This is a genomic window from Phenylobacterium sp. (assembly GCF_036821595.1).
GTDB lineage: Bacteria > Pseudomonadota > Alphaproteobacteria > Caulobacterales > Caulobacteraceae > Phenylobacterium.
Window position 1 is genome coordinate 5,408 of the sequence record NZ_DAISJG010000024.1, and the last position, 18,928, is coordinate 24,335.

Annotated in this window: 13 protein-coding genes; 9 read left to right on the top strand and 4 right to left on the bottom strand. The window is 72.3% G+C overall.

From position 1 onward, the window contains the following. On the bottom strand, positions 1–1,394 hold a 1,394-nt coding region (locus tag V7Z97_RS12215), incomplete at its 3' end, for a mannose-1-phosphate guanylyltransferase/mannose-6-phosphate isomerase (RefSeq protein WP_334163701.1). 144 nt (positions 1,395–1,538) lie between these two features. On the opposite strand from V7Z97_RS12215, the gene V7Z97_RS12220 reads away from it, so the two are divergent. Next, on the top strand, positions 1,539–2,645 hold the full coding sequence (locus V7Z97_RS12220) for an AGE family epimerase/isomerase (protein ID WP_334163702.1): 1,107 nt from the start codon (positions 1,539–1,541) through the stop codon (positions 2,643–2,645). Here V7Z97_RS12220 and V7Z97_RS12225 read toward each other — a convergent pair. Together V7Z97_RS12225 and V7Z97_RS12230 are read right to left on the bottom strand one after the other, a co-directional pair. Then, positions 2,642–4,018: an alginate export family protein gene (locus V7Z97_RS12225; RefSeq protein WP_334163703.1), complete on the bottom strand. Its 1,377-nt coding sequence runs from the start codon at positions 4,016–4,018 to the stop codon at positions 2,642–2,644. The genes V7Z97_RS12220 and V7Z97_RS12225 overlap by 4 nt on opposite strands. Continuing rightward, positions 4,009–5,208: a sodium/glutamate symporter gene (locus V7Z97_RS12230; protein WP_334163704.1), complete on the bottom strand. Its 1,200-nt coding sequence runs from the start codon at positions 5,206–5,208 to the stop codon at positions 4,009–4,011. The genes V7Z97_RS12225 and V7Z97_RS12230 overlap by 10 nt, the downstream gene beginning before the upstream one ends. A gap of 448 nt (positions 5,209–5,656) precedes the next feature. On the opposite strand from V7Z97_RS12230, the gene V7Z97_RS12235 reads away from it, so the two are divergent. The 7 genes from V7Z97_RS12235 (at position 5,657) to V7Z97_RS12265 (ending at position 16,955) form a co-directional block, all read left to right on the top strand. Beyond that, positions 5,657–8,479: a TonB-dependent receptor domain-containing protein gene (locus tag V7Z97_RS12235; RefSeq protein ID WP_334163705.1), complete on the top strand. Its 2,823-nt coding sequence runs from the start codon at positions 5,657–5,659 to the stop codon at positions 8,477–8,479. 99 nt (positions 8,480–8,578) lie between these two features. Next, complete coding sequence (locus tag V7Z97_RS12240) at positions 8,579–10,153, top strand: N-acyl-D-amino-acid deacylase family protein (protein WP_334163706.1); 1,575 nt, start codon at positions 8,579–8,581, stop codon at positions 10,151–10,153. Positions 10,154–10,213: 60 nt separating this feature from the next. After that, on the top strand, positions 10,214–11,194 hold the full coding sequence (locus V7Z97_RS12245) for an AAA family ATPase (protein WP_334163707.1): 981 nt from the start codon (positions 10,214–10,216) through the stop codon (positions 11,192–11,194). Between the two features lie 16 nt (positions 11,195–11,210). Further along, on the top strand, positions 11,211–12,125 hold the full coding sequence (locus tag V7Z97_RS12250; RefSeq protein ID WP_334163708.1) for a DUF58 domain-containing protein: 915 nt from the start codon (positions 11,211–11,213) through the stop codon (positions 12,123–12,125). Continuing rightward, on the top strand, positions 12,122–13,156 hold the full coding sequence (locus V7Z97_RS12255) for a VWA domain-containing protein (RefSeq protein ID WP_334163709.1): 1,035 nt from the start codon (positions 12,122–12,124) through the stop codon (positions 13,154–13,156). The genes V7Z97_RS12250 and V7Z97_RS12255 overlap by 4 nt, the downstream gene beginning before the upstream one ends. Beyond that, positions 13,153–14,865 carry a VWA domain-containing protein gene (locus tag V7Z97_RS12260; RefSeq protein WP_334163710.1) on the top strand — a complete coding sequence of 571 codons (1,713 nt, stop codon included), beginning with the start codon at positions 13,153–13,155 and terminating at the stop codon, positions 14,863–14,865. Before V7Z97_RS12255 ends, V7Z97_RS12260 begins: the two co-directional genes overlap by 4 nt. After that, entirely contained in the window at positions 14,862–16,955 is a 2,094-nt protein-coding gene (locus tag V7Z97_RS12265; RefSeq protein WP_334163711.1) for a BatD family protein, read from the top strand. The genes V7Z97_RS12260 and V7Z97_RS12265 overlap by 4 nt, the downstream gene beginning before the upstream one ends. On the opposite strand, the gene V7Z97_RS12270 is transcribed toward V7Z97_RS12265, so the two are convergent. Beyond that, complete coding sequence (locus tag V7Z97_RS12270) at positions 16,949–17,884, bottom strand: 2-hydroxyacid dehydrogenase (protein WP_334163712.1); 936 nt, start codon at positions 17,882–17,884, stop codon at positions 16,949–16,951. The genes V7Z97_RS12265 and V7Z97_RS12270 overlap by 7 nt on opposite strands. A gap of 73 nt (positions 17,885–17,957) precedes the next feature. On the opposite strand from V7Z97_RS12270, the gene V7Z97_RS12275 reads away from it, so the two are divergent. Further along, positions 17,958–18,884 carry a LysR family transcriptional regulator gene (locus V7Z97_RS12275; RefSeq protein WP_334163713.1) on the top strand — a complete coding sequence of 309 codons (927 nt, stop codon included), beginning with the start codon at positions 17,958–17,960 and terminating at the stop codon, positions 18,882–18,884. The last annotated feature ends 44 nt before the right edge of the window (positions 18,885–18,928 follow it).

Sequence of the window (18,928 nt, forward strand, 5' to 3'; positions counted from 1 at the left end):
AGCCGCACGATGTCGTCCTCGCCGAGGTAGGCGCCGGACTGCACCTCGATGAGGTTGAGCGGCACCTTGCCCGGGTTGCAGAGCCGGTGCGTGGCGCCGAGCGGGATGTAGATGCTCTCGTTCTCGCCGAGCAGCTTCTGGACGCCGTCGAGGTGCACCTCGGCGGTGCCGTTCACCACCACCCAGTGCTCAGCCCGGTGGAAATGCTTCTGGAGGCTGAGCTTGCCGCCGGGATTGACGGTGATCCGCTTCACCTGGAACCGCTCGCCGACGTGGATGCCCTCGTACCAGCCCCACGGGCGGTAGACGCGGCGGGTCTGCACGGCGGTCTCGTGGTTCGACGCCTTCAGCCGCTCCACGACGCGCTTCACGTCCTGGTCGGCGTGGCGGCTGGCCACCAGCACGGCGTCCGGCGTCGCGATGACGATCAGGTCCTCGACGCCCACCGTGGCGATCAGCGGCCCCTCGCTGCGCAGGTATGAGCCGCGGGTCTTCTCGGCCAGGGTGTCGCCGATCTCCACGTTCTGGTCGGCGTCGCGGTCCGCGAGCTCCCACAGCGCGCTCCAGGCGCCCACGTCGCTCCAGGCGAAGGTCGAGGGGACGACGGCGGCCCGGCTCGTCCGCTCCATGACGGCGTAGTCAATGGAGATGGAGGGGCAGGCGGCGAAGGCTTCCGGATCGAGGCGCAGGAAGTCCATGTCGCTGCGGGCGGCGTCGACGGCGGCGCGGACCGCGGCGAGGACCGCCGGCTCGTGCTGCTCCAGCTCGGCCAGGACGGCGCGCGCCGGCAGCAGGAAGATGCCGCTGTTCCAGTAGTAGTCGCCGCTCTCGACGTAGGCCTCGGCGGTGGCGAGGTCGGGCTTCTCGACGAAGGCCTCGACCTTCCGTGCGGCGCCGCCCAGCGTCTCGCCGCCCCGGATGTAGCCGTAGCCCGTCGCCGGCGCGTCCGGCTGGATGCCGAACAGCACCAGGGCGCCCTCGCGAGCGGCGGGCAGGCCCGCGTCGACGGCGGCGAGGAAGTCGGCCTTCGCCGGGATGGTGTGGTCGGCCGGCATGACGAGGATCAGGGCGTCCGGGTCCTCGGCGCCGGCCAGCAAGGCGGCGCTGGCGACGGCGGCGGCCGTGTTCCGGGCGGCGGGCTCCAGCACGATGGTGGGCGCCGCCGCGCCGATCTCGCGCAGCTGCTCGGCGATGACGAAGCGGTGCTCGGCGTTGGCCACGACCATGACCGGATGGAAGCGCTTCGCATCCCCGACCCGCAGGGCGGTCTCCTGCAGCATGGTGCGCGGCCCGGCCAGCGGCAGGAGCTGCTTGGGATAGCTCTCGCGCGAGAGCGGCCACAGGCGGGAGCCCGAACCGCCCGACAGGATCACGGGATAGATCTTCCCCGACATGCGCGCCCCGAATCCCGACAAACCTGAAGTGCTTCTTGTCACCGACCTATTACCGGCAAGCTACGGCGGCGTCGAACGCGCAGGGCCGCGGCCCTGCGCGCCTGCACATATGGCGCCCCCCGGTGTGCTCGGCTATTTGGCGCCATGGCCCCCGACTTCCGCAGCCTTTCCGACGCCGCGCGCTGGTACGGCGACTGGCTGCGCGAGGCGGCGCTGCCCCTGTGGTCGACGGCGGGCGTGGATGCGGGCCGCGGCAGCTTCCAGGAGGCGCTCACGCCCGACGGGGCCCCGGCCGGGGCCGTCCGGCGCAGCCGGGTGCAGACGCGCCAGGTGTGGGTCTTCGCCACGGCGGCGGGGCAGGGCTGGGGCGACGCCTATGGGCTGGCCGCCGGCCGGGCCCACGATTTCCACCGGGCGCACTACCTGCGGGCGGACGGGCTCTTCGCCCGGGCGGCGGACGCCGCGGGACGGATCACCGACCCGACGCCCCAGCTCTACGAACAGGCCTTCGCCCTGCTGTCGCTGGCGGGCCTCCACGCCGCCGGCCTCGGCGACCGGGCCGGGGAGGCCGGGGCGCTGCTGACGGCTATGGAGGCGCTGCGGCACCCCGGCGGCGGCTGGCGGGAGGCGGGCGAGCACCCGTTCCAGGCCAACGCCCACATGCACCTCCTCGAGGCGGCGCTCGCCTGGGAGGCGGCGGGGGAGGCGAGCTGGGCCGCCGTCTCGGACGAGGTCGTGGCGCTTGCGCTCGGCCGCTTCATGGAGGACGGGCTCCTGCGGGAGTTCTTCGACGAGACCTGGCGGCCGCTTCCCGACGGCGACGGTGGCCTGATCGAGCCCGGCCACCAGTTCGAGTGGGCCTGGCTCCTCGACCAGTGGGCCGAGCGCCGGGGGCAGACAGGGCTTCGGTCGGTGGTGCGGGGCCTGTTCGAGCGCGGGCTGCAGGGCGTCGATCCTGAGCGCGGCGTCGCCGTGGGCGCGGTCTGGCCGGACCTCAGCGTGCGCGATCCCGTGGCCCGGCTCTGGGCGCAGACCGAGCGCCTGCGCGCGGCGCTCACCTTCGGGACCGAATCGCAGGCGCTGGCGGCGGCGGGGGGGCTGGCGAAGTTCCTCGATACGCCCCGGGCGGGAATCTGGCGGGACAAGATGCGGGCGGACGGCAGCTTCGTGGACGAGCCGGCGCCGGCGACGTCCCTCTATCATCTCGTGGCGGGGCTGCTGCCGCTGCTGGCCCCTGCGCGTGACGGCTAGAAGCGGGTCGTGAGCTGAACCCGGGCATAGAGGCCGGAGCGGCCGCCGGCCTGGCGCACGCCCTCGCCGGCCAGGGCCCGAACCGTCGACACGTAGAGCTCCGTGCGCGGGGTGAGGGGCAGTCGCGCGTCGGCCTGGCCGAGAAAGGCGGTGAGCCGACCGGTCGAGGGTGGGCCGGGCAGCGGGCGGCCGCCCCCGTAGATGGCGTCTCCGGTCGCGTCGCGGGCGAGCAGGAAGCCGGACAGGCCGAGCTCCGCCCGACCGAAGAGGGCCGAGCCCTCGATCGCCGCCAGCCGGTAGTTGGTCTGGTAGATGAACGGCGCGTCCGAGAGGCCGAAGGTGTTGGGATAGAGGGGATCGAACGCCCCCAGCTCGCCGTCTCCGCGTCGCCGGTCGCCGCTCGCGTAGGCTAGGGTCCCGCCGAGGGTGGGGCGGCGCCGCCCGCCGAAGGTGTAGCTGGCCCCGGTCGCCACGGACGAAGCCGCGATGGTCTGGTCCGAGGCCTCGCCCCACTGCCAGGCGGCCTGCGCCCAGGCGTCCCACGCGGGGCGGCGGACGGCATAGCGCAGGCCCGCCGTCCACCGCTGCTCGGGGCCGGCAAGCTCGGCGAAGCGCGCCTCGGACCGTGTCCGGCGGAACACGAAACCGGTGACGAGACCGGCGGGCGGCCGGTAGTCGAGGGAGGCGCCGCGGAAGGTCTCGCGGCCATCGGGACCGTCGTCGAAGGCGCCACGCCGCAGCGCCGTGGGCCGGAGCGCGAACACGGTGAGGCGGAGGTCGCCGCGAGCAGCCTGTCCAAGCGCGCCCTGGAAGGTCCGGCGGATCGTGACCCCGTCCCGCGTGGTCACCAGCCGGTTGCCGGAGAGGTCGATCTCCTGGCGGCCGAATCGGGCGAGGAGTTCGGTGTCGCCCAGGCGCAGCGGCGCGTCCACGAACAGCTGGGCCACGTCGACCTCGTCCTGGTCCTGGGGCCGGGGACCGGGGCGCCGCCCATCCGCCTCGGCCGCCGCCAGCTGGCCGAATACCCGCAGCTCCGGTGTGAGGTGCAGATCGGCGTGCAGCATGCCGCGACGGCCGAGCTGCAGATAGGCCGGTCCGCCGGCGATCCCGAAATCGGCCGCGTCCATGCGCTCGAGCCGCACGCGGACCTCTCCGCCGAGGGTCACCCAGCCGCTGCCGACCGGAAGGTACCTCAGCCGGTCGAGGCCGGTGAGCGGTTCGCCCGCCAGGCCAGCGCAGTCATCCTTCCAGCGGATCGGCTGGGCCGGGCAGGCGACGGGCTCGGCTGCGGCCGCCGCGCCGCCGGCCGCCACCGTGACGGCGACCAGCGCCGCGCCCAGCGTCGGCGCGCCGCGCCCGGCGCCTAGCCCCATAGGTTGAGGAAGGCGGTGATGATCAGGGCGTTGACGAAGTCGATGAAGAAGGCGCCGACCAGCGGGACGGTGAGGAAGGCCCGCGGCGCCTCGGCGTATTTCTCGACCAGGGCGTGCATGATCGCCATGGCGTTCGCGGTGGTGCCCAGCATGAACCCCGCGAAGCCGCCGGCCGTGACGGCGGCGTCGTAGGTCCGGCCCATCAACCACCAGACGGGTCCGAGGACGAGCAGGCCCACCAGGGCCAGCTGCGCGGCCAGGATGACCATCATCGGCAGCGCCAGGCCTGCGAGCCGGGTCAGGTCCAGGGTCATGATCGCCAGGACCAGGAACAGGGAGAGCGCGATGGCGCCCGCAAGCTCGATGGCGGCGATGGGCAGTTTCACGGCGCCGGTGACGTCATCGAGGTTGCGCAGGGCGCCGGCCACCAGCATGGCCCCGATGTAGGGCGGCAGCACGATGCCGGCCGACTTGATCCAGGCGCTGACGAGACCGCCCAGCCACATCGAGACCGCGATCACGGCGGCGGTCTTCAGCACCGTGAAGGTGATCGCCGCGTGGCTGTGCGCCGGTCCGGTTTCGGCGGTGACGGTGACGATCGTCTCCAGTGGCGGCTGCAGGCGCGGGTCCAGCCGGCGGCGGACGATCAGCCAGGTGGCCAGGGGCGCGCCGAACACGCTGGCGAGCACGATGCCGCCCATGGCGTTGGCCGTGGCGATGGCCGCGGCGCCGGGCACGCCGGCCGCCTCGAACTGCGGCGCGAAGGCCAGGCCCGTGGCCGGGCCGCCGGAGAGGGTGGCGGTGCCGGTGAGCACGCCCAGGAGGGGGTTGAGGCCGAAGGCCGCCGATATGCCGGCCCCGAGCAGGGCCTGCATCACGGCCACGGCCGCCGCGATCCCGAGCAGCAGCACGACCTGCGGACCGCCCCGCATCAGCAGGCGATAGCTCGCCGCGAACCCCAGGGTGGTGAAGAAGGCGATCATCATCGGGCTTTGCAGGGCCGCGTCGAACTTGATGGGCGGCAGGCCGGACAGCCGGGCGGCGAGCGCGGCCAGCGCCGCCAGCATGCCGCCGATCACCGGCGCCGGCAGGTTGAGCTGGTCGAGGAGGCGGACGCGGTCGCGGAGGCCATAGCCCACCAGCAGCAGCACGCAGCCGAGCGCGGTCGTCTCGAGGGCGTTGAGCGTCAAGGACGCGCTCCGGGACGAGGGCGGCAGGCCATCGCGCTCAAGGTTTCGCAGCTCCCCCATTCGCGGCGGGACTCGTCGGTCCGCCGCACGGGATGTCCGCACACTCCCGCTTCAGCCGCAACTCGGTTGCACGTCCGGCGGTATGCTTTGGGCGCCTCCGCCCCCAACCGCAGGGCATGGGCTCGCCGCCGCTTTCGCCCGCAGGACGGGTGCGACGCGGAGCGGCACTACCCACGGCGGCAACTGGTTGCCCTACGGGAAGTCCAAACCCATAGCGGGCAGTTATGGGATTCCCCCTTTTGGGAAGGGGCCGTCGCATTGACAACACACCCGGCGCAATCGAACCCTTCGAATAGCTGCGGGCGACCCTCCGACGTGACCGGCGAACAATAAGAAGCCCCGGTGCGCGGAGGTCTTTTCTGTCCGTCAACTGTGAGGGGGCCTTCCAATGACAATTCATCAATCGCGCGCCGCGCTGCGCGCTCCGGTCGGCCGGAAGGCGGGCTTCGCGGGCGCCTCGGCCATCGCCATCGTCCTGGCGCTGCATGGTGGAGCGGCCCAGGCCCAGACGCCGGGCGGGGCCACCGACGTCCAGGAGCTGGTGGTCACCGGCACCCGCATCGTGCGTGACGGCTACCAGGCCCCCACGCCGCTGACGGTGGTCAGCGAGCAGGAGCTGGCGGCGGCGGCGCCCTCGAACGTGGCGGACTTCGTCAACGACATCCCGTCCATCGCCGGCAGCAACACGCCGCAGACCTCCAACGCCTCGATCAGCGCCGGAACCTCCGGCGTGAATGCGCTGAACCTGCGCGCGCTCGGGATCGAACGCACCCTCGTGCTGCTGGACGGCCAGCGGTCGGTGGGCTCGACGATCACCGGCGCGGTGGACGTCAACACCTTCCCGCAGGGTCTCATCAAGAGCGTTGAGATCGTCACCGGCGGCGCCTCGGCGGCCTACGGCTCCGACGCGGTCTCAGGGGTCGTGAACTTCATCCTCGACAAGGACCTCGAGGGTGTGAAGGGGTCCGTCGAGTATGGCCAGACGACCTACGGGGACGACGACCAGTACCGGGTGAACATCAGCGCCGGCCTGCCCTTCGCGGGCGGCCGCGGCAAGGTGCTGTTCAACGCGGAACTGGTGGATCGCGAGGGCATCTACGGCGTGCCGCGCGACTGGAACAAAAACGGCTGGTACATCATCACCAACCCGGCCTACGCCGCCGGCAACGGCCAGCCCGAATGGCTTCTCACCCCGAACGCGGGCCTCAGCAACGCCACCCCTGGCGGCATCATCGTCGACACGCCCCTGCGGGGCACGGCGTTCGGGCCGGGCGGCGCGGTCTATCAGCAGGCCTACGGCACGACGCGCGACCCCTGGATGATCGGCGGCGACTGGCAGGCGGTGCAGGTCAACGACAAGCAGTCCCTGGATGCCGACGAGCGGCGCAAGGGGATCTTTGGCCGCGCCAGTTTTGACCTGACCGACAGCCTCAGCATCTTCGGCCAGGCCTCGTACAACGAGCACGCCTCGCTGGGCTGGACCGGCGTCCAGTTCAACCAGGGCAATGTGACGATCCGCTCGGACAACGCCTTCCTGCCGGCGGCCATCCGCCAGCAGCTCGCCTCCCTGAACATCGCGAGTTTCAGGCTCGGCACCACCAATGCGGACCTGCCCATCCGCAAGACCGACAACAAGCGCTCCGTCACCCGCATCGTGGTGGGGGCCAACGGCCGGCTCGACCTGCTGGGCGACGAATGGACGTGGGACGCCTACTACCAGCGCGGCAGGACCGAGACCTTCGAGATGGCTCGGGACATCACCAACAACGCGCGCCTGGCGCTGGCGCAGGACGCGGTGTTCCGCCCCGGCACCAACGAGATCGTCTGCCGCTCGAGCCTGACCAACCCGACGAACGGGTGCGTCCCCTTCAACCGCATGGGGATCGGCGTGAACTCGCCGGAGGCGCTGGCCTACATCCTCGGCAACCCCTACCGCCGGCAGTTCTTCACCCAGAACGTGGCGGCGGCGAACCTGGCCGGCAACCCGTTCTCCACCTGGGCCGGCCCGGTCTCCGTCGCCGTGGGCGTCGAGCACCGCAAGGAGGCGGTGTCCGGGGAGGTGCCCACCGAGTACCGGTCCGGCTGGTTCGTCGGCAACTACCTGCCGACCTTCGGCTCCTACAAGGTGACCGAAGGCTACCTGGAGACGGTCGTGCCGCTGTGGGAGGGGCTTGACCTCAACGCGGCGGTCCGCGCCACCAACTATTCCACGTCCGGGGACGTGGTCACCTGGAAGATCGGGGCGACCTATGCGCCGATCCCGGACGTCCGGTTCCGCGTCACCCGCTCACGTGACATCCGCGCGCCGAACCTGAACGAGCTGTTCGCCGCGGGGACGAGCCGGACCAATGTCCTGGTCGATCCGTTCAACAACAACCAGAACACCCAGTTCCTCGAGGTGACCACCGGCAACCTCGCCCTCAAGCCCGAGAAGGCGGACACCTGGGGCCTCGGGGTCGTGCTGCAGCCGTCGTTCCTGCCCGGCTTCGCCGCCGCGGTCGACTACTTCAACATCAGGATCGACGGCGCCATCGGCGCGGTCAGCGCCCAGACCATCGTCGACCGCTGCTTCGAGGGGGTGTCGCAGTACTGCGCGGCGATCACCCGCTCGGGCAACCTGATCAGCCGGGTCTCGGTCAGCCCCTTCAATTTCGCCGAACGCGAGGCCGAGGGCATCGACTTCGAGGCGTCGTACCGGATGGAGCTGGCCGGCGGTGATCTGACCCTGCGCGGGGTCGCCACCTATTACATGAAGAACTACAACAACAACGGGATCGACCAGCCCACAGACCGGGCGGGGGAGAACACCGCGAACGGCCCGCCGGAGTTCATCTGGCGCGCCACCGCCACCTGGCTGTCCGACCCCTGGACGGTGCAGCTCACCGCCCGGGGGGTCTCGGAAGGCGTCTACGACAATTCCTTCGTGGAATGCGTCTCGTCCTGTCCCGCCTCGACCATCGCGAACCGTACGATCAACGACAACCACATCGACGGCGCCTACTACCTCGACGCCGCGGTGAGCTACGACCTCGACTTCGCGGGGATGGAGAGCACCCAGGTGTTCTTCAACGTGAACAACATCCTGAACCGGGACCCCGAGATCGTGGCCTATGGGCCGGCGGGCACCGCCTACGGCAACCCCTCCACCAACCAGGGGGTCTACGACATCCTCGGGCGCGTCTACCGCGTCGGCCTCCGCTTCAAGTACTGAGGCCCTCGCGGGCCCCGGACGTGCAACCTTGGGAGTAGTGCCTTGAACCAGTTCGGCGGAACAAGAGGGGCGTCCCCCCTGCGGCGACGACCGCTGCTGATGGCCACCCTGGCGCTCGGCCTTGCGGCCGCGGCGCCGGTCTGGGCGCAGGCGGCCGATTACGACGTGCTGATCCGCGGCGGCCGGGTGTTCGACGGCTCACTGAAGCCGGGCGTGGTGGCTGACGTGGGCATCAAAGGCGATCGGATCGTCAAGGTAGGGGACATCCCGGCCTCTGCCACCGCCGACCAGGTGGTGGACGCCAAGGGCCGTTACGTGACCCCAGGCTTCATCGACCCGCACTCGCACGCGGCCCCCGGCATCGAGACGGCTGAACTCGCCGCGGCTGTGCCGATCCTCTACCAGGGCATCACGACCGTGATGCTCAATCCGGACGGCGGCGGGCCCGGCGACATCCGCCCGCAGGTGGCCGCCATCGAGAAGAACGTGCCGGGCGTGAACGTCGCGCCGATGATCGGGCATAACGGCGTCCGCAGGGACGTCATGGACCTGGCCAACCGCAAGGCGACGCCTGCGGAGGTCGCCCGCATGCAGACGCTCGTGAAGAGCGCCATGGATTTCGGGGCCTTCGGCTTCTCGAGCGGCCCGTTCTACGTGCCGGGCAAGTACTCCGACACCGCCGAACTGGTGGCCCTCGCCAAGGTCGCGGCGCCCTATCCGAACGCCTTCCACATCAGCCATATCCGCGACGAGTCCAGCTACGACGTGGGCGTTCTGGGCGCCATCAAGGAACTGATCACCGTCTCGCGCGAGGCGAAGATTCCCGGCGTGGTCACCCACATGAAGATGCTGGGTCCCTCGGTCTGGGGGAAGTCTGTCGAGGCCATCAAGCTGATCGACGACGCGCGCGCGGAGGGGCTGTCGATCTGGGCCGACCAGTACGCCTACGCCGCCTCCGGTTCGGGCCTGCAGCCCTCGCTGCTGCCGGGCTGGGCACAGGAGGGCGGCAAGGACGCGATCGCCAAGCGCCTGCAGAACCCCGAGCAACGGGCGCTGATCCGCAAGGAGATGGTCGCGAACATGGCCCGCCGCGGTGGGCCCAACTCGATGATGATCCGCGGCTACGACGCCGATCCCTCGCTTGAGGGCAAGCGGCTGGACGAGATCGCCAGGGCCCGTCTCCAGGATCCCGTCGACACCGCCATCGACATGCTGATCAAGGGCGGCGCCGGGATCGTGTCCTTCAACATGAACGAGAAGGACGTCGAGAACCTCATGAAACAGCCCTGGACCATGACCTCGAGCGACGGCGCGCTCGTGAAGTTCGGGGAGGGGGCCGAGCATCCCCGCGCCTACGGCGCCTTCCCGCGCAAGCTGCGTCGCTACGTGGTCGACAGGAAGGTGATCAGCTGGGAGCAGGCGATCCATTCCTCCACCGGACTGACGGCGGAGGTGTTCGCGATCAAGGACCGTGGCGTGATCCGCCCCGGCGCCTATGCCGACGTCCTGGTGTTCAACCCCGAGACCGTCCGTGACGTGGCGACCTACGAGAAGCCGCACGCCTATTCCGAAGGCATGGACTTCGTCTTCGTGAACGGCAAGGCGGCGGTTGCGAACGGCAAGGTGACCCCGCAGCGGCACGGGAAGGTGCTGCTCCGCACCCGCGGCGACTGATACCAACTGCGGGCGGTCCGGCGCTGGACCGCCCGCCCCCGCCGTGAGTGGATGCGTACCATGAACCACCAGTCCCCGCCCGTGTCCCCTGGGCCAGCCTGGGCCGCCCGCGTCTCCGGCGCGGTCGGACAGGCGGTGCTGGGCCAGAAGCCGATCATCGAGCGGCTGCAGATCGCGCTGCTGGTGGGCGGACACGTCCTGCTGGAGGGGATGCCAGGGCTGGCCAAGACCCTGTTGGTGAAGTCCCTCGGCAAGGCGATGGGCCTGGATTTCGAGCGCATCCAGTTCACGCCCGACCTGCTGCCCAGCGACGTGGTGGGCACGATGGTCTACTCCCCGCACGACGGGACCTTCACGCCCCACAGGGGGCCGGTGTTCGCCAACATCGTGCTGGCCGACGAGATCAACCGTTCGCCCGCCAAGGTGCAGAGCGCCCTGCTCGAGGCGATGCAGGAGCGGCAGGTGACCATCGGCGGCGTCCGCCATGAGCTGCCGGACCCCTTCCTGGTGCTCGCGACGCAGAACCCGGTGGAGCATGAGGGCACCTATCCGCTGCCGGAGGCGCAGACCGACCGCTTCCTCTTCAAGTTGCTGCTCGACTACCCGAGCGCCGAGGAAGAGTTGCAGATGCTCGACCGGTGGGGCTCGGCCAGCCACGCGCCGCACCTGGAGGGGGTCTCCGACGCCGCCGAGCTGCTGCGCCTGCGGGCCGCGGTGGACGAGGTCTACATGGCCCCCGAGATCGCGGCCTACATCCTGGCGATCGTCCGCCGCACCCGGGAGCTCGCCGCATCGCCGGCCGGTGACATGCGGCTGCTGGCGTTCGGCGCCTCGCCGCGTGCGTCTCTGGCCCTCTACCAGGCGAGCCGCGCGCTGGCCTTCCTCCGCGGCGCGGCCCAGGTGACACCGGACCTGGTCCAGGAGATCGCGGGCGACGTGCTGCGCCACCGCATCGGCCTGACCTACGAGGCGGAGGCCGCCGGCATGGCGCCCGACTCCATCGTCGACCAGACGCTGGCGGCTGTCCCCGTCCCCGGCTGAGCTCGGGACGCCGCGGATGAACGCCCCGTCGCGGATCCTCGACCAGCGCGCGCTCGCCGCGCTGCGGCGGCTCGAATGGCGGCTGCGCCGACGGCCGGTGGAGACGCCGCTGGCCGGGGAGTACCGCTCGATCTTCCGCGGCCGGGGAATGGAGTTCGACCAGGTCGTCAAATATGAGTTCGGCGATGACGTGCGGGACGTGGACTGGAACGTCACCGCCCGGCTCGGCGAGCTCTACCGCAAGGTCTTCGTCGAGGAGCGCGAGCTCACCGTGTTCGTGGTGCTCAGTGACGACCCGGCGCTGCAGTTCGGCTCCGGCCGGGTCGCCAAGCGCGAAGTCCTGCTGGAGCTCGCCTCGCTCGTGCTGATGCTGGCCGTGGTGAACCGCGAGCGCGCCGGGCTGCTGCACATTCGGCCGGAGGGCGCGCGGCTGTTCGAGCCAAGTCGCCGCCGCGCGCGGATCCTGCATGCCGTGGCCAGCCTGTTCGCCGCCGAAGCGCCGGACCCGGCCGGGGGCGCCTTCACGGGCTCACCGCTGTTCGACCAGCCGCCGCCGCGTGGCGGCCTCGTGGTCTGGCTTGGGGAGGTCCCGGCTTTCCCGCCGCCCCCGGAATGGGCCGCCTTCCGCCGCCGGCACCCGGTGATCGGCATGCGGGTGGAGGACGCCTGGGAGCGCACCGGCCCGACAGTGAAGGACTTCACCGCCTACGATCCCCACGCCCACGAGGTGGTCTGGTTCGACGGATCGCGTGAGGGACGCGCGGCGCACGCCGCCTGGCGGGCCGAGCGCGAGCGGCTTTGGGCCGCCTGGTGGCCGGACGCGCGCGACCGGCTGGTGGTGGACTCCGAGACCGATCCCCTGACCGCCCTGGTCCGCTTCCTGCGCACCCGGGACGGCGGGCCACAGACGCACCGGCCGGGGGCGCGATGAGCGGCTTCGGTTTCGCCCATCCCTGGGCCTTCGCCGCCCTCTTGCTGATCCCGGCGGCCATGGCCTGGCGGCGCTGGCGCGGCCGCACGCCGGTGTGGCTGGTGCCCTACGCCGCCGCCTGGACGGGCCGCGGGCGGGGCGGGGCGACCCTTCCCTGGCGGGTGGCGGCGCTCTACGCGGCCATGGCCCTGCTGACGGTGGCGGCCGCGCGCCCGCAGCGGGTGGACCAGCGCGAGGAGGTGGTCTCGCGCGGCCACAACCTGATGCTGGCCATCGACCTGTCCACCTCCATGCTCGCCGAGGACTACCGGGGGCGGGACGGGCCGATCAACCGCCTGGAGGCGATCCGGCCGGTGATCCGCCGCTTCATCACCGGGCGGCCGAACGACCGGATCGGCGTCGTCGTTTTCGCGGCCCGCGCCTATACGCTCGCGCCGCTGACCACCGACCACGCGTGGCTCGACCGTCAGGTGGCGGCTATCCGCATCGGCATGCTGGAGGACGGCACGGCGATCGGCGACGGCCTGGGGATCGCCCTGGCCGGGCTGGAGGCCGGCCGGGCGCGCCAGGATGACACCTCGGCGGGGCAGTTCGTGGTGCTGCTCACCGACGGCGCCAACACCAGCGGGACGCTGACGCCGCCGCAGACCACGGCCATTGCCCGCTACCGAAAGGTGCCGGTCTACACCGTGGGGGCGGGGCGCGACGGAATGGTCCCGTTCCCGATCTTCGACGACGCCGGGCGCCGGATCGGCACCCGGCAATTTCCCTCGAGCCTCGACGTCGAGGCGCTGAAGACCATGGCGGCGGAAACCGGCGGGCGCTTCCTGCAAGCCGGGGACGTGAAAGCGCTGGAGGCGGCGTTCCGTGCGATCGACGGCGCGCGCAAGACCGAGTTCCGGGTGCGCACGCGGCGAGTGACCACGGAGCTGTACCCCTGGGCGCTGGGACCGGCGCTGCTGCTGCTGGCCTTGGCGGCCCCGGTGTGGGGGGCGCTGGCCGGCCGCGCGCCGAGGCTCGTGGCGCCATGAGCTTCCTGTGGCCGCAGTTGCTGTGGCTGGCGCTGCTGGCGCCGGCGTTGATCGCAGGGGAGTGGCTGCTGGCGCGGCGCAGGCGCGGCTCGGCGGCGGCCGGCTTCGACCATATCCGACGCGGTGTGGCGGCGGCCGGAAAGGTGCGGTTCGACGAGGCGGCAAGGGGCCGCCCGGCGGCGCCCTGGCGGCTCTGGGCGGCCTTCCTGCTGATCGTCATCGCGCTGGCCCGCCCACAGTGGGGGCAGGCGCCGCGCGCCCCGGATCCGGAGGCGCCGGGCGAGGTGCTGATCGCGCTCGACCTTTCGCGGAGCATGTTGGCCCAGGACGTGGCGCCTTCGCGGCTGGAGCTGGCGCGGGCGCTGGCCGGGCGGCTGGCCGAGGACCTGCCGGACCGGCGGGTTGGGCTGATCGCCTTCGCCGGCAGCGCCCACCTGCTGGCGCCGCCAAGCGAGGATCGGGCGGTTCTGCGCGCCTACCTTCCTCGAATGGCTCCTGAGCACATGCCGGAGCCCGGCACCAGCCTCCCGGACTTGCTGGAGGTCGCGCAGGCGGGGTTCAGCGCCGCGCCGCAGGGCCGGGCCCTGGTGGTGCTGAGTGACGGCGAGGCCGAGCCCGCCGCCTGGGAGGCCCAGGCCGCCGCCCTGCGGCGTCGCGGCGTGCAGGTGGTGGCGGTGGGCATCGGGACTGAGGGCGGCGCGCCGGTGATGCTGGCGGGCGCCCGGCCGCTGCGGACGGCGGCGGGGACGCCAGTGGTGTCGCGCCTCGACTCCGGGGCGCTGCGGGCGCTGGCCGCGTCCACCGGCGGCCGTTACCTGGACATGGCGGGGGCGGCTGGACTGACCGAGGCCGTCCGCGCCGCGACCGCCCGTGCGCCGGAGGATGTCGCGTCCGGGTCCGAGCCGTCGCCGGCCCGGGCCGATCGCTTCGCATGGTTCGCCGGCGCAGCGCTGCTGCTGCTCGCCTGGAGCGCGGTTGCGGAGTTCACCGCCCGCCCGCGGCTTCGCCGACGGCGGGTTGGGGCCCCGGCGGCGGTGGCCGCCGTGCTGCTGGCGGGGCTGGCCCCCCTGGCCTCGCGGGCCGCCGCGCCGCTGCTCACCGAGACCGATCTGCAGGGCGAGAAGGACCCGCTCGAGCAGCTGAAGGAGGTGGTCGCGGGGCTGGTGCGCAAGCCCGCCCTGGACGCCGGCGACTATCTGCGCGTGGCCGAGGTGGCGGCGCGCTATGGCGAGATCCACCGGGGACACGGGCACGGCCTCGAGGAGGGCGTGCTGCGCGACGGCCTCGCGGCGGTCGCGGCCGGGCGGCGGCTGGACGCGGAGCTGGCCGACTGGGCGCGGCTGCAGACCAAGCTGGAGCGCCTCCTCGAACCGCCGCCGCTGGTCCCCCCCGATCCTGGGCCGCCCGATCCCGCCAACGAACCCACCGGAACCCAGGGGGCGGCTCCGCTGCCGGGCGAGGACGCGCGCGACAGCCGCGACGAGGAAGCTGGCGAGGACGAGAACTCGCCGACCGCCGGGGAGCAGGGCCTGCAGAACGTCGGCGGCAGCGAGCGTGACGCGTACGACGCCGCCGAGTGGCGCGAGCCGGCGCTCGTCCGGACCCTCGACCAGCTGCAGCGGCTGCGCGCGGCGGACTCGCCGGCCGAACTGTTCGCCTTGATGAACGCGCGCCGGCGCACCGCGCAACTGCGGGAGCAGACGTGGTGAGCCGCCTCCTGGCGCTCGCGGCGCTGTTGCTCGCCCTGGCCGGCGGCCCGGTGGCGGCCCAGGGGCCGACTCCTACCGGGGCGTTCGAGCTCCCGGCGCGGCCGGTCTGGGCTGGAGAGGTGTTCGACCTGACCCTGGTCTGGCGAGTCCACTGGGCCACCTTCCAGAACCTCGACGGCGACCTGGGCTGGGAGCCCGGCCCGCTGGTGGCGGAGCCGTGGTCCCCGCCGGCGCTGCGTGGGCCGCCGACCGACGGTTGGGCCACCATCGCCCTGAAGACCCGCGCCACCGCCCTGCAGCCGGGGCGTGTCGCCCTGCAGCCGGCGGAGCAGCAGATGATCGTGCAGACCGGCGTGGTCGACATGGAGGAGTACCGGCGGGCGGTGACGGGGCCGGTGAGCGTGCGCAGCGCTCCCGGACGCCTGCAGGTGCGACCGCTGCCTCCGGCGCCGCCGGGCTTCACCGGCGCGGTGGGGCGGTTCACCGCGACCTCGGCGGTGGACAAGGCCGAGGTTCGGGTGGGGGACCCGGTCACCTGGACGGTGACCCTCGCCGGGGTGGGCAACTGGCCGGCCATTCAGGGCCTCGCGCCGCGGCAGGCCTCGCGCGATTTCGAGGTGCTGGGCCCGCCAAAGCTCGCCGAGGACAGGTCCGCCACCCTGTTCGAGCGATCGGTGCGGGAGAGCGTCACCCTCGTGCCGCGGCGGTCCGGGACCTACGTCCTGGGCGCGTTCGAGATGGTGACGTTCGATCCGCAGGCGGGTCGGTACGTGACCGTGCGGGCGCCGGCGATCACCCTGACCATCCGTCCTGGCCCCAACGGCGAGATCGGGCCCCCGCCAGGCGCTCCCCGCGCGCGTCCCGACGCCGACGTCCTGCCGCCGATGCTGAACGGCCGGGGAAACGCCCCGGCGCCGCCGTCCGACGCCGCGTTCGCCGCGGGCCTCCTGCTGGCGCCGCTGGCCCTGGCGGGCCTGTGGCTGCTGCTGGCCCTGCATCGGGCCTGGACCCTCGACCCGGAACGGGCCGCCCGCGGCGCGCACGCCCGGCTCCATCGAACGCTGGCGCGCCTCGCGCAGGCCCCCGCGCCGGCCGAGCGCCGGCGACTGGTGCGGGCCTGGCAGGCCGACGCCGGCCTGCGCTGGAAATTGGGGCGGGCCGCTCCGACGCCGGCCAGTTTCGGACCGCAGGGCGCCTGGCGGCGGCTGTGGGCCGAGGCTGACCATTTCCTGTACGGGCCTGCCGGCCAGCTCCCCGACGACTGGGCCGCGCGCGCGAGCCAGGCCTTGGCCGAGCTGGGCGCGCCGCCGGCGTTCTCGCCTGCGACGACCTTCCGCGCGGCCAACCTGCTGCCCGCGGCCTGCGCCGTTCTGGCCGTCGTGGTCCTGGGCGCCGCCGGCGCCGGCGGGGCCGCGCCCGCCCGGACGGAGCCGGCGCTGCGCAAGGCCGTCGCCGTCCAGCCCACCGACTGGCGGGCTCGCCACAACCTCGCGGTCACCCTGGCCGCCCGCGGGCGTTGGGACGAGGCGGCCGGGCAGGCCGCGGTCGCCTGGCTGCAGCAGCCGGCGGCGCCTGAAACCCGGGCGCTCTGGCTCCGCGCGGCTGGCAAGGCCGGCTACAGCCTGGAGCCGCGGGCCAGCGTGCCGCGGCCGCGCGACGGCTGGGCGCGGGCCGCGGCTGTGGCGTCGCCCGCCGCGTGGCGCTGGCTGGCCCTGGGCTTCGCGTGGGGAGGCGCGGGCGGCCTGGCGCTGGTCCTCGTCGCCCGCTTCAGGCCGGACCTTCAAGGATTGCGGACCCTGGGCTTCGCCCTCGCGGCCATTGCCGCCCTGGGCGGGATCACCGCCGCCTCGGCGCTGACGTCCTACGGCGCCCTGGCGAGCCCCAGGGCCGCGCTGGTCTGGAAGGCGGGCCCGCTGCGGCCACTGCCGGTTGACACCCCGGCCGAAAACGCGCCCGTGCAGCTGGCTGCGGGTGCCGCAGGTCGCATCGATGGCGAGTTCCTGGGCTGGCGACGGCTCCGACTCGAGGATGGGCGCGCCGGCTGGGTTCGCCGCGAGAATCTGATCTGGATATGGAACGCCGGTCAGTAGCCGCGTGCGCGGTCCACGACGCCGGCCAGCGGCTCTCCGGAGAGAGCCCGGCGCAGGTTGGAGACGATGCCCGCGCCGGCGCTCGCCGGATGCGTCAGCGCCGAGGCGTGTGGGGTTACGACGATGCGCGGATCGCTCCAGAAGGGATGATCGGCCGGCAGCGGTTCCGTCTCGAACACGTCGAGGGTGGCGCCGGCCAGACGCCCGGCGTCGAGGGCGGGTATGAGGTCCGCCTCCACGAGGTGGCCGCCCCGTCCCACGTTGATGAGGTAGGCGCCTTCGAGCAGGGCGAAGGTTTCGCGGTTGAGGAGCCCTCGCGTCTCCGGTGTCAGCGGCAGGACACAGACTACGATCTCGCATCCCCGAAGGACCTCGCCGAGGGGCGTGTTCATGACCTGGACTCCCGGGATGCTCCGGCCCGAACGGCTCCAGCCGCGCACGGCGAATCCCAGGCTCGCCAGGGTGGCGGCGCAGGCGCCGCCGATCTCTCCCAGCCCCAGCACGGCGACCTGGCGCTCGCGCGCCAGCGGCGGGGCGAGCGGCCGCCACTCCCGCCGCTGCTGCTGTTCCGCATAGGCCGGCATGAGCCGGTGGTAGTGCAGAACGCGCTCGGCGACATATTCCGCCATGCCCACGCTGAGGCTGTCGTCGAGCATCCGCACGATAGGCGCGTCCGGCAGCTCCGGGTCGCGAAGCAGTTGGTCGACGCCTGCGCCGATCCAGAAGATCGCCCGCACCTGCGGGAACTGCCCCAGGAAACCGGGCGGATGCTGCCAGGCCACGATGTAGTCCACCTCGGCCGGGTCGCCGGCCTCGGGCCAGCGGCGGATCTCAACCAGTTCGGCGGCCGGCCGCAGCGCCTCCAGCCAGGCCTCCGCGTCCGGTCGGAAATAAGCAAACAGCAGGACAGGACGACCTTGGGCGTTCAACTCTGCATCCCGAACAATGACCGCCATGCCTCCGGGGCCGGCGTCATCAGCAAGTCCATGACCTGAGGGGCGAATGCAACCACCGCGCGGCGCGAATTCCCACTCCCTGAACCTCCGGCACATCGAGATCTTTCACGAGGTCTACCGGGCGGGCTCCATCAGCGCGGCGGCGCGCGCGCTGAACGTCTCCCAGCCGTCGGTCAGCAAGGTCCTCAAGCATGCCGAAGGCCGTCTCGGCTTCCCCCTCTTCCGTCTGGTGAAGGGGCGTCTGGCGCCCACGGAAGAGGCCCATGCTCTGTTCCCGGACGTGGACGAGATCTACGGCCGCATCGAATCCCTGCGCGAGACTACGCGGAACCTGCTGAGCGGCGGCGACGCCCACCTCAGGGTGGCCATGCTGCCCTCCCTGGGGCTGGGCGTGGTCCCCGAGGTCGTGGCCAAGTTCCGGCACCGGCATCCGGGCGTCAGCTTCACCCTGCAGACCCTGCACAACGAGGACATGCTGCGCGCCCTCTATGAGCGAAAGTCGGACCTTGCCATCGCCTACGAGCCGCCGCGCCATCCCAGGCTGGCGCACACCCGCATCGGAACCGGCGAACTGGTGCTGCTCTACCGCCGTGAACACCTCCCCGAGGCGCCGCCCCGCCTGACCATCGAGGCGTTCCCGAACCAGGAGATGATCAGCCTTGCGGGCAGCGGGCCCGTCGGGGCCCTGTTCGCCACGGAGGTGGTCCAGCGAAGCCCTGGGCGGGCGGAAGGCCTTGTCGCCCAGACCTACTACATCGCCGCGGCCCTCGTGCGGCACGACGCGGGCGTCGCCATCGTCGACGAGTTCACCGGACGCGCGAACCGGGGACCCGAGCTGGACTTTCGCCCGCTACAGGACGCGGTGACCTTCGGTGTCTACTGCATCTACCTGGAAGACCAGCCGCTGTCGAAGAGCGCACGGGCATTCGTCAACGCCCTGAAGGTCGGGATCCAGGACCAGCAAGGCGCATAACCTGCGGCTATAACTCACCTCTGTCTTTCGACCTTCACCCACCG

Coding starts and splice junctions, on each gene's coding strand:
- V7Z97_RS12220 (WP_334163702.1), top strand. CDS start 1,539: ATGGCCCCCGACTTCCGCAGCCTTTCCGACGCCGCGCGCTGGTACGGC.
- V7Z97_RS12225 (WP_334163703.1), bottom strand. CDS start 4,018: ATGGGGCTAGGCGCCGGGCGCGGCGCGCCGACGCTGGGCGCGGCGCTG.
- V7Z97_RS12235 (WP_334163705.1), top strand. CDS start 5,657: ATGACAATTCATCAATCGCGCGCCGCGCTGCGCGCTCCGGTCGGCCGG.
- V7Z97_RS12240 (WP_334163706.1), top strand. CDS start 8,579: ATGGCCACCCTGGCGCTCGGCCTTGCGGCCGCGGCGCCGGTCTGGGCG.
- V7Z97_RS12245 (WP_334163707.1), top strand. CDS start 10,214: ATGAACCACCAGTCCCCGCCCGTGTCCCCTGGGCCAGCCTGGGCCGCC.
- V7Z97_RS12250 (WP_334163708.1), top strand. CDS start 11,211: ATGAACGCCCCGTCGCGGATCCTCGACCAGCGCGCGCTCGCCGCGCTG.
- V7Z97_RS12255 (WP_334163709.1), top strand. CDS start 12,122: ATGAGCGGCTTCGGTTTCGCCCATCCCTGGGCCTTCGCCGCCCTCTTG.
- V7Z97_RS12260 (WP_334163710.1), top strand. CDS start 13,153: ATGAGCTTCCTGTGGCCGCAGTTGCTGTGGCTGGCGCTGCTGGCGCCG.
- V7Z97_RS12275 (WP_334163713.1), top strand. CDS start 17,958: ATGCAACCACCGCGCGGCGCGAATTCCCACTCCCTGAACCTCCGGCAC.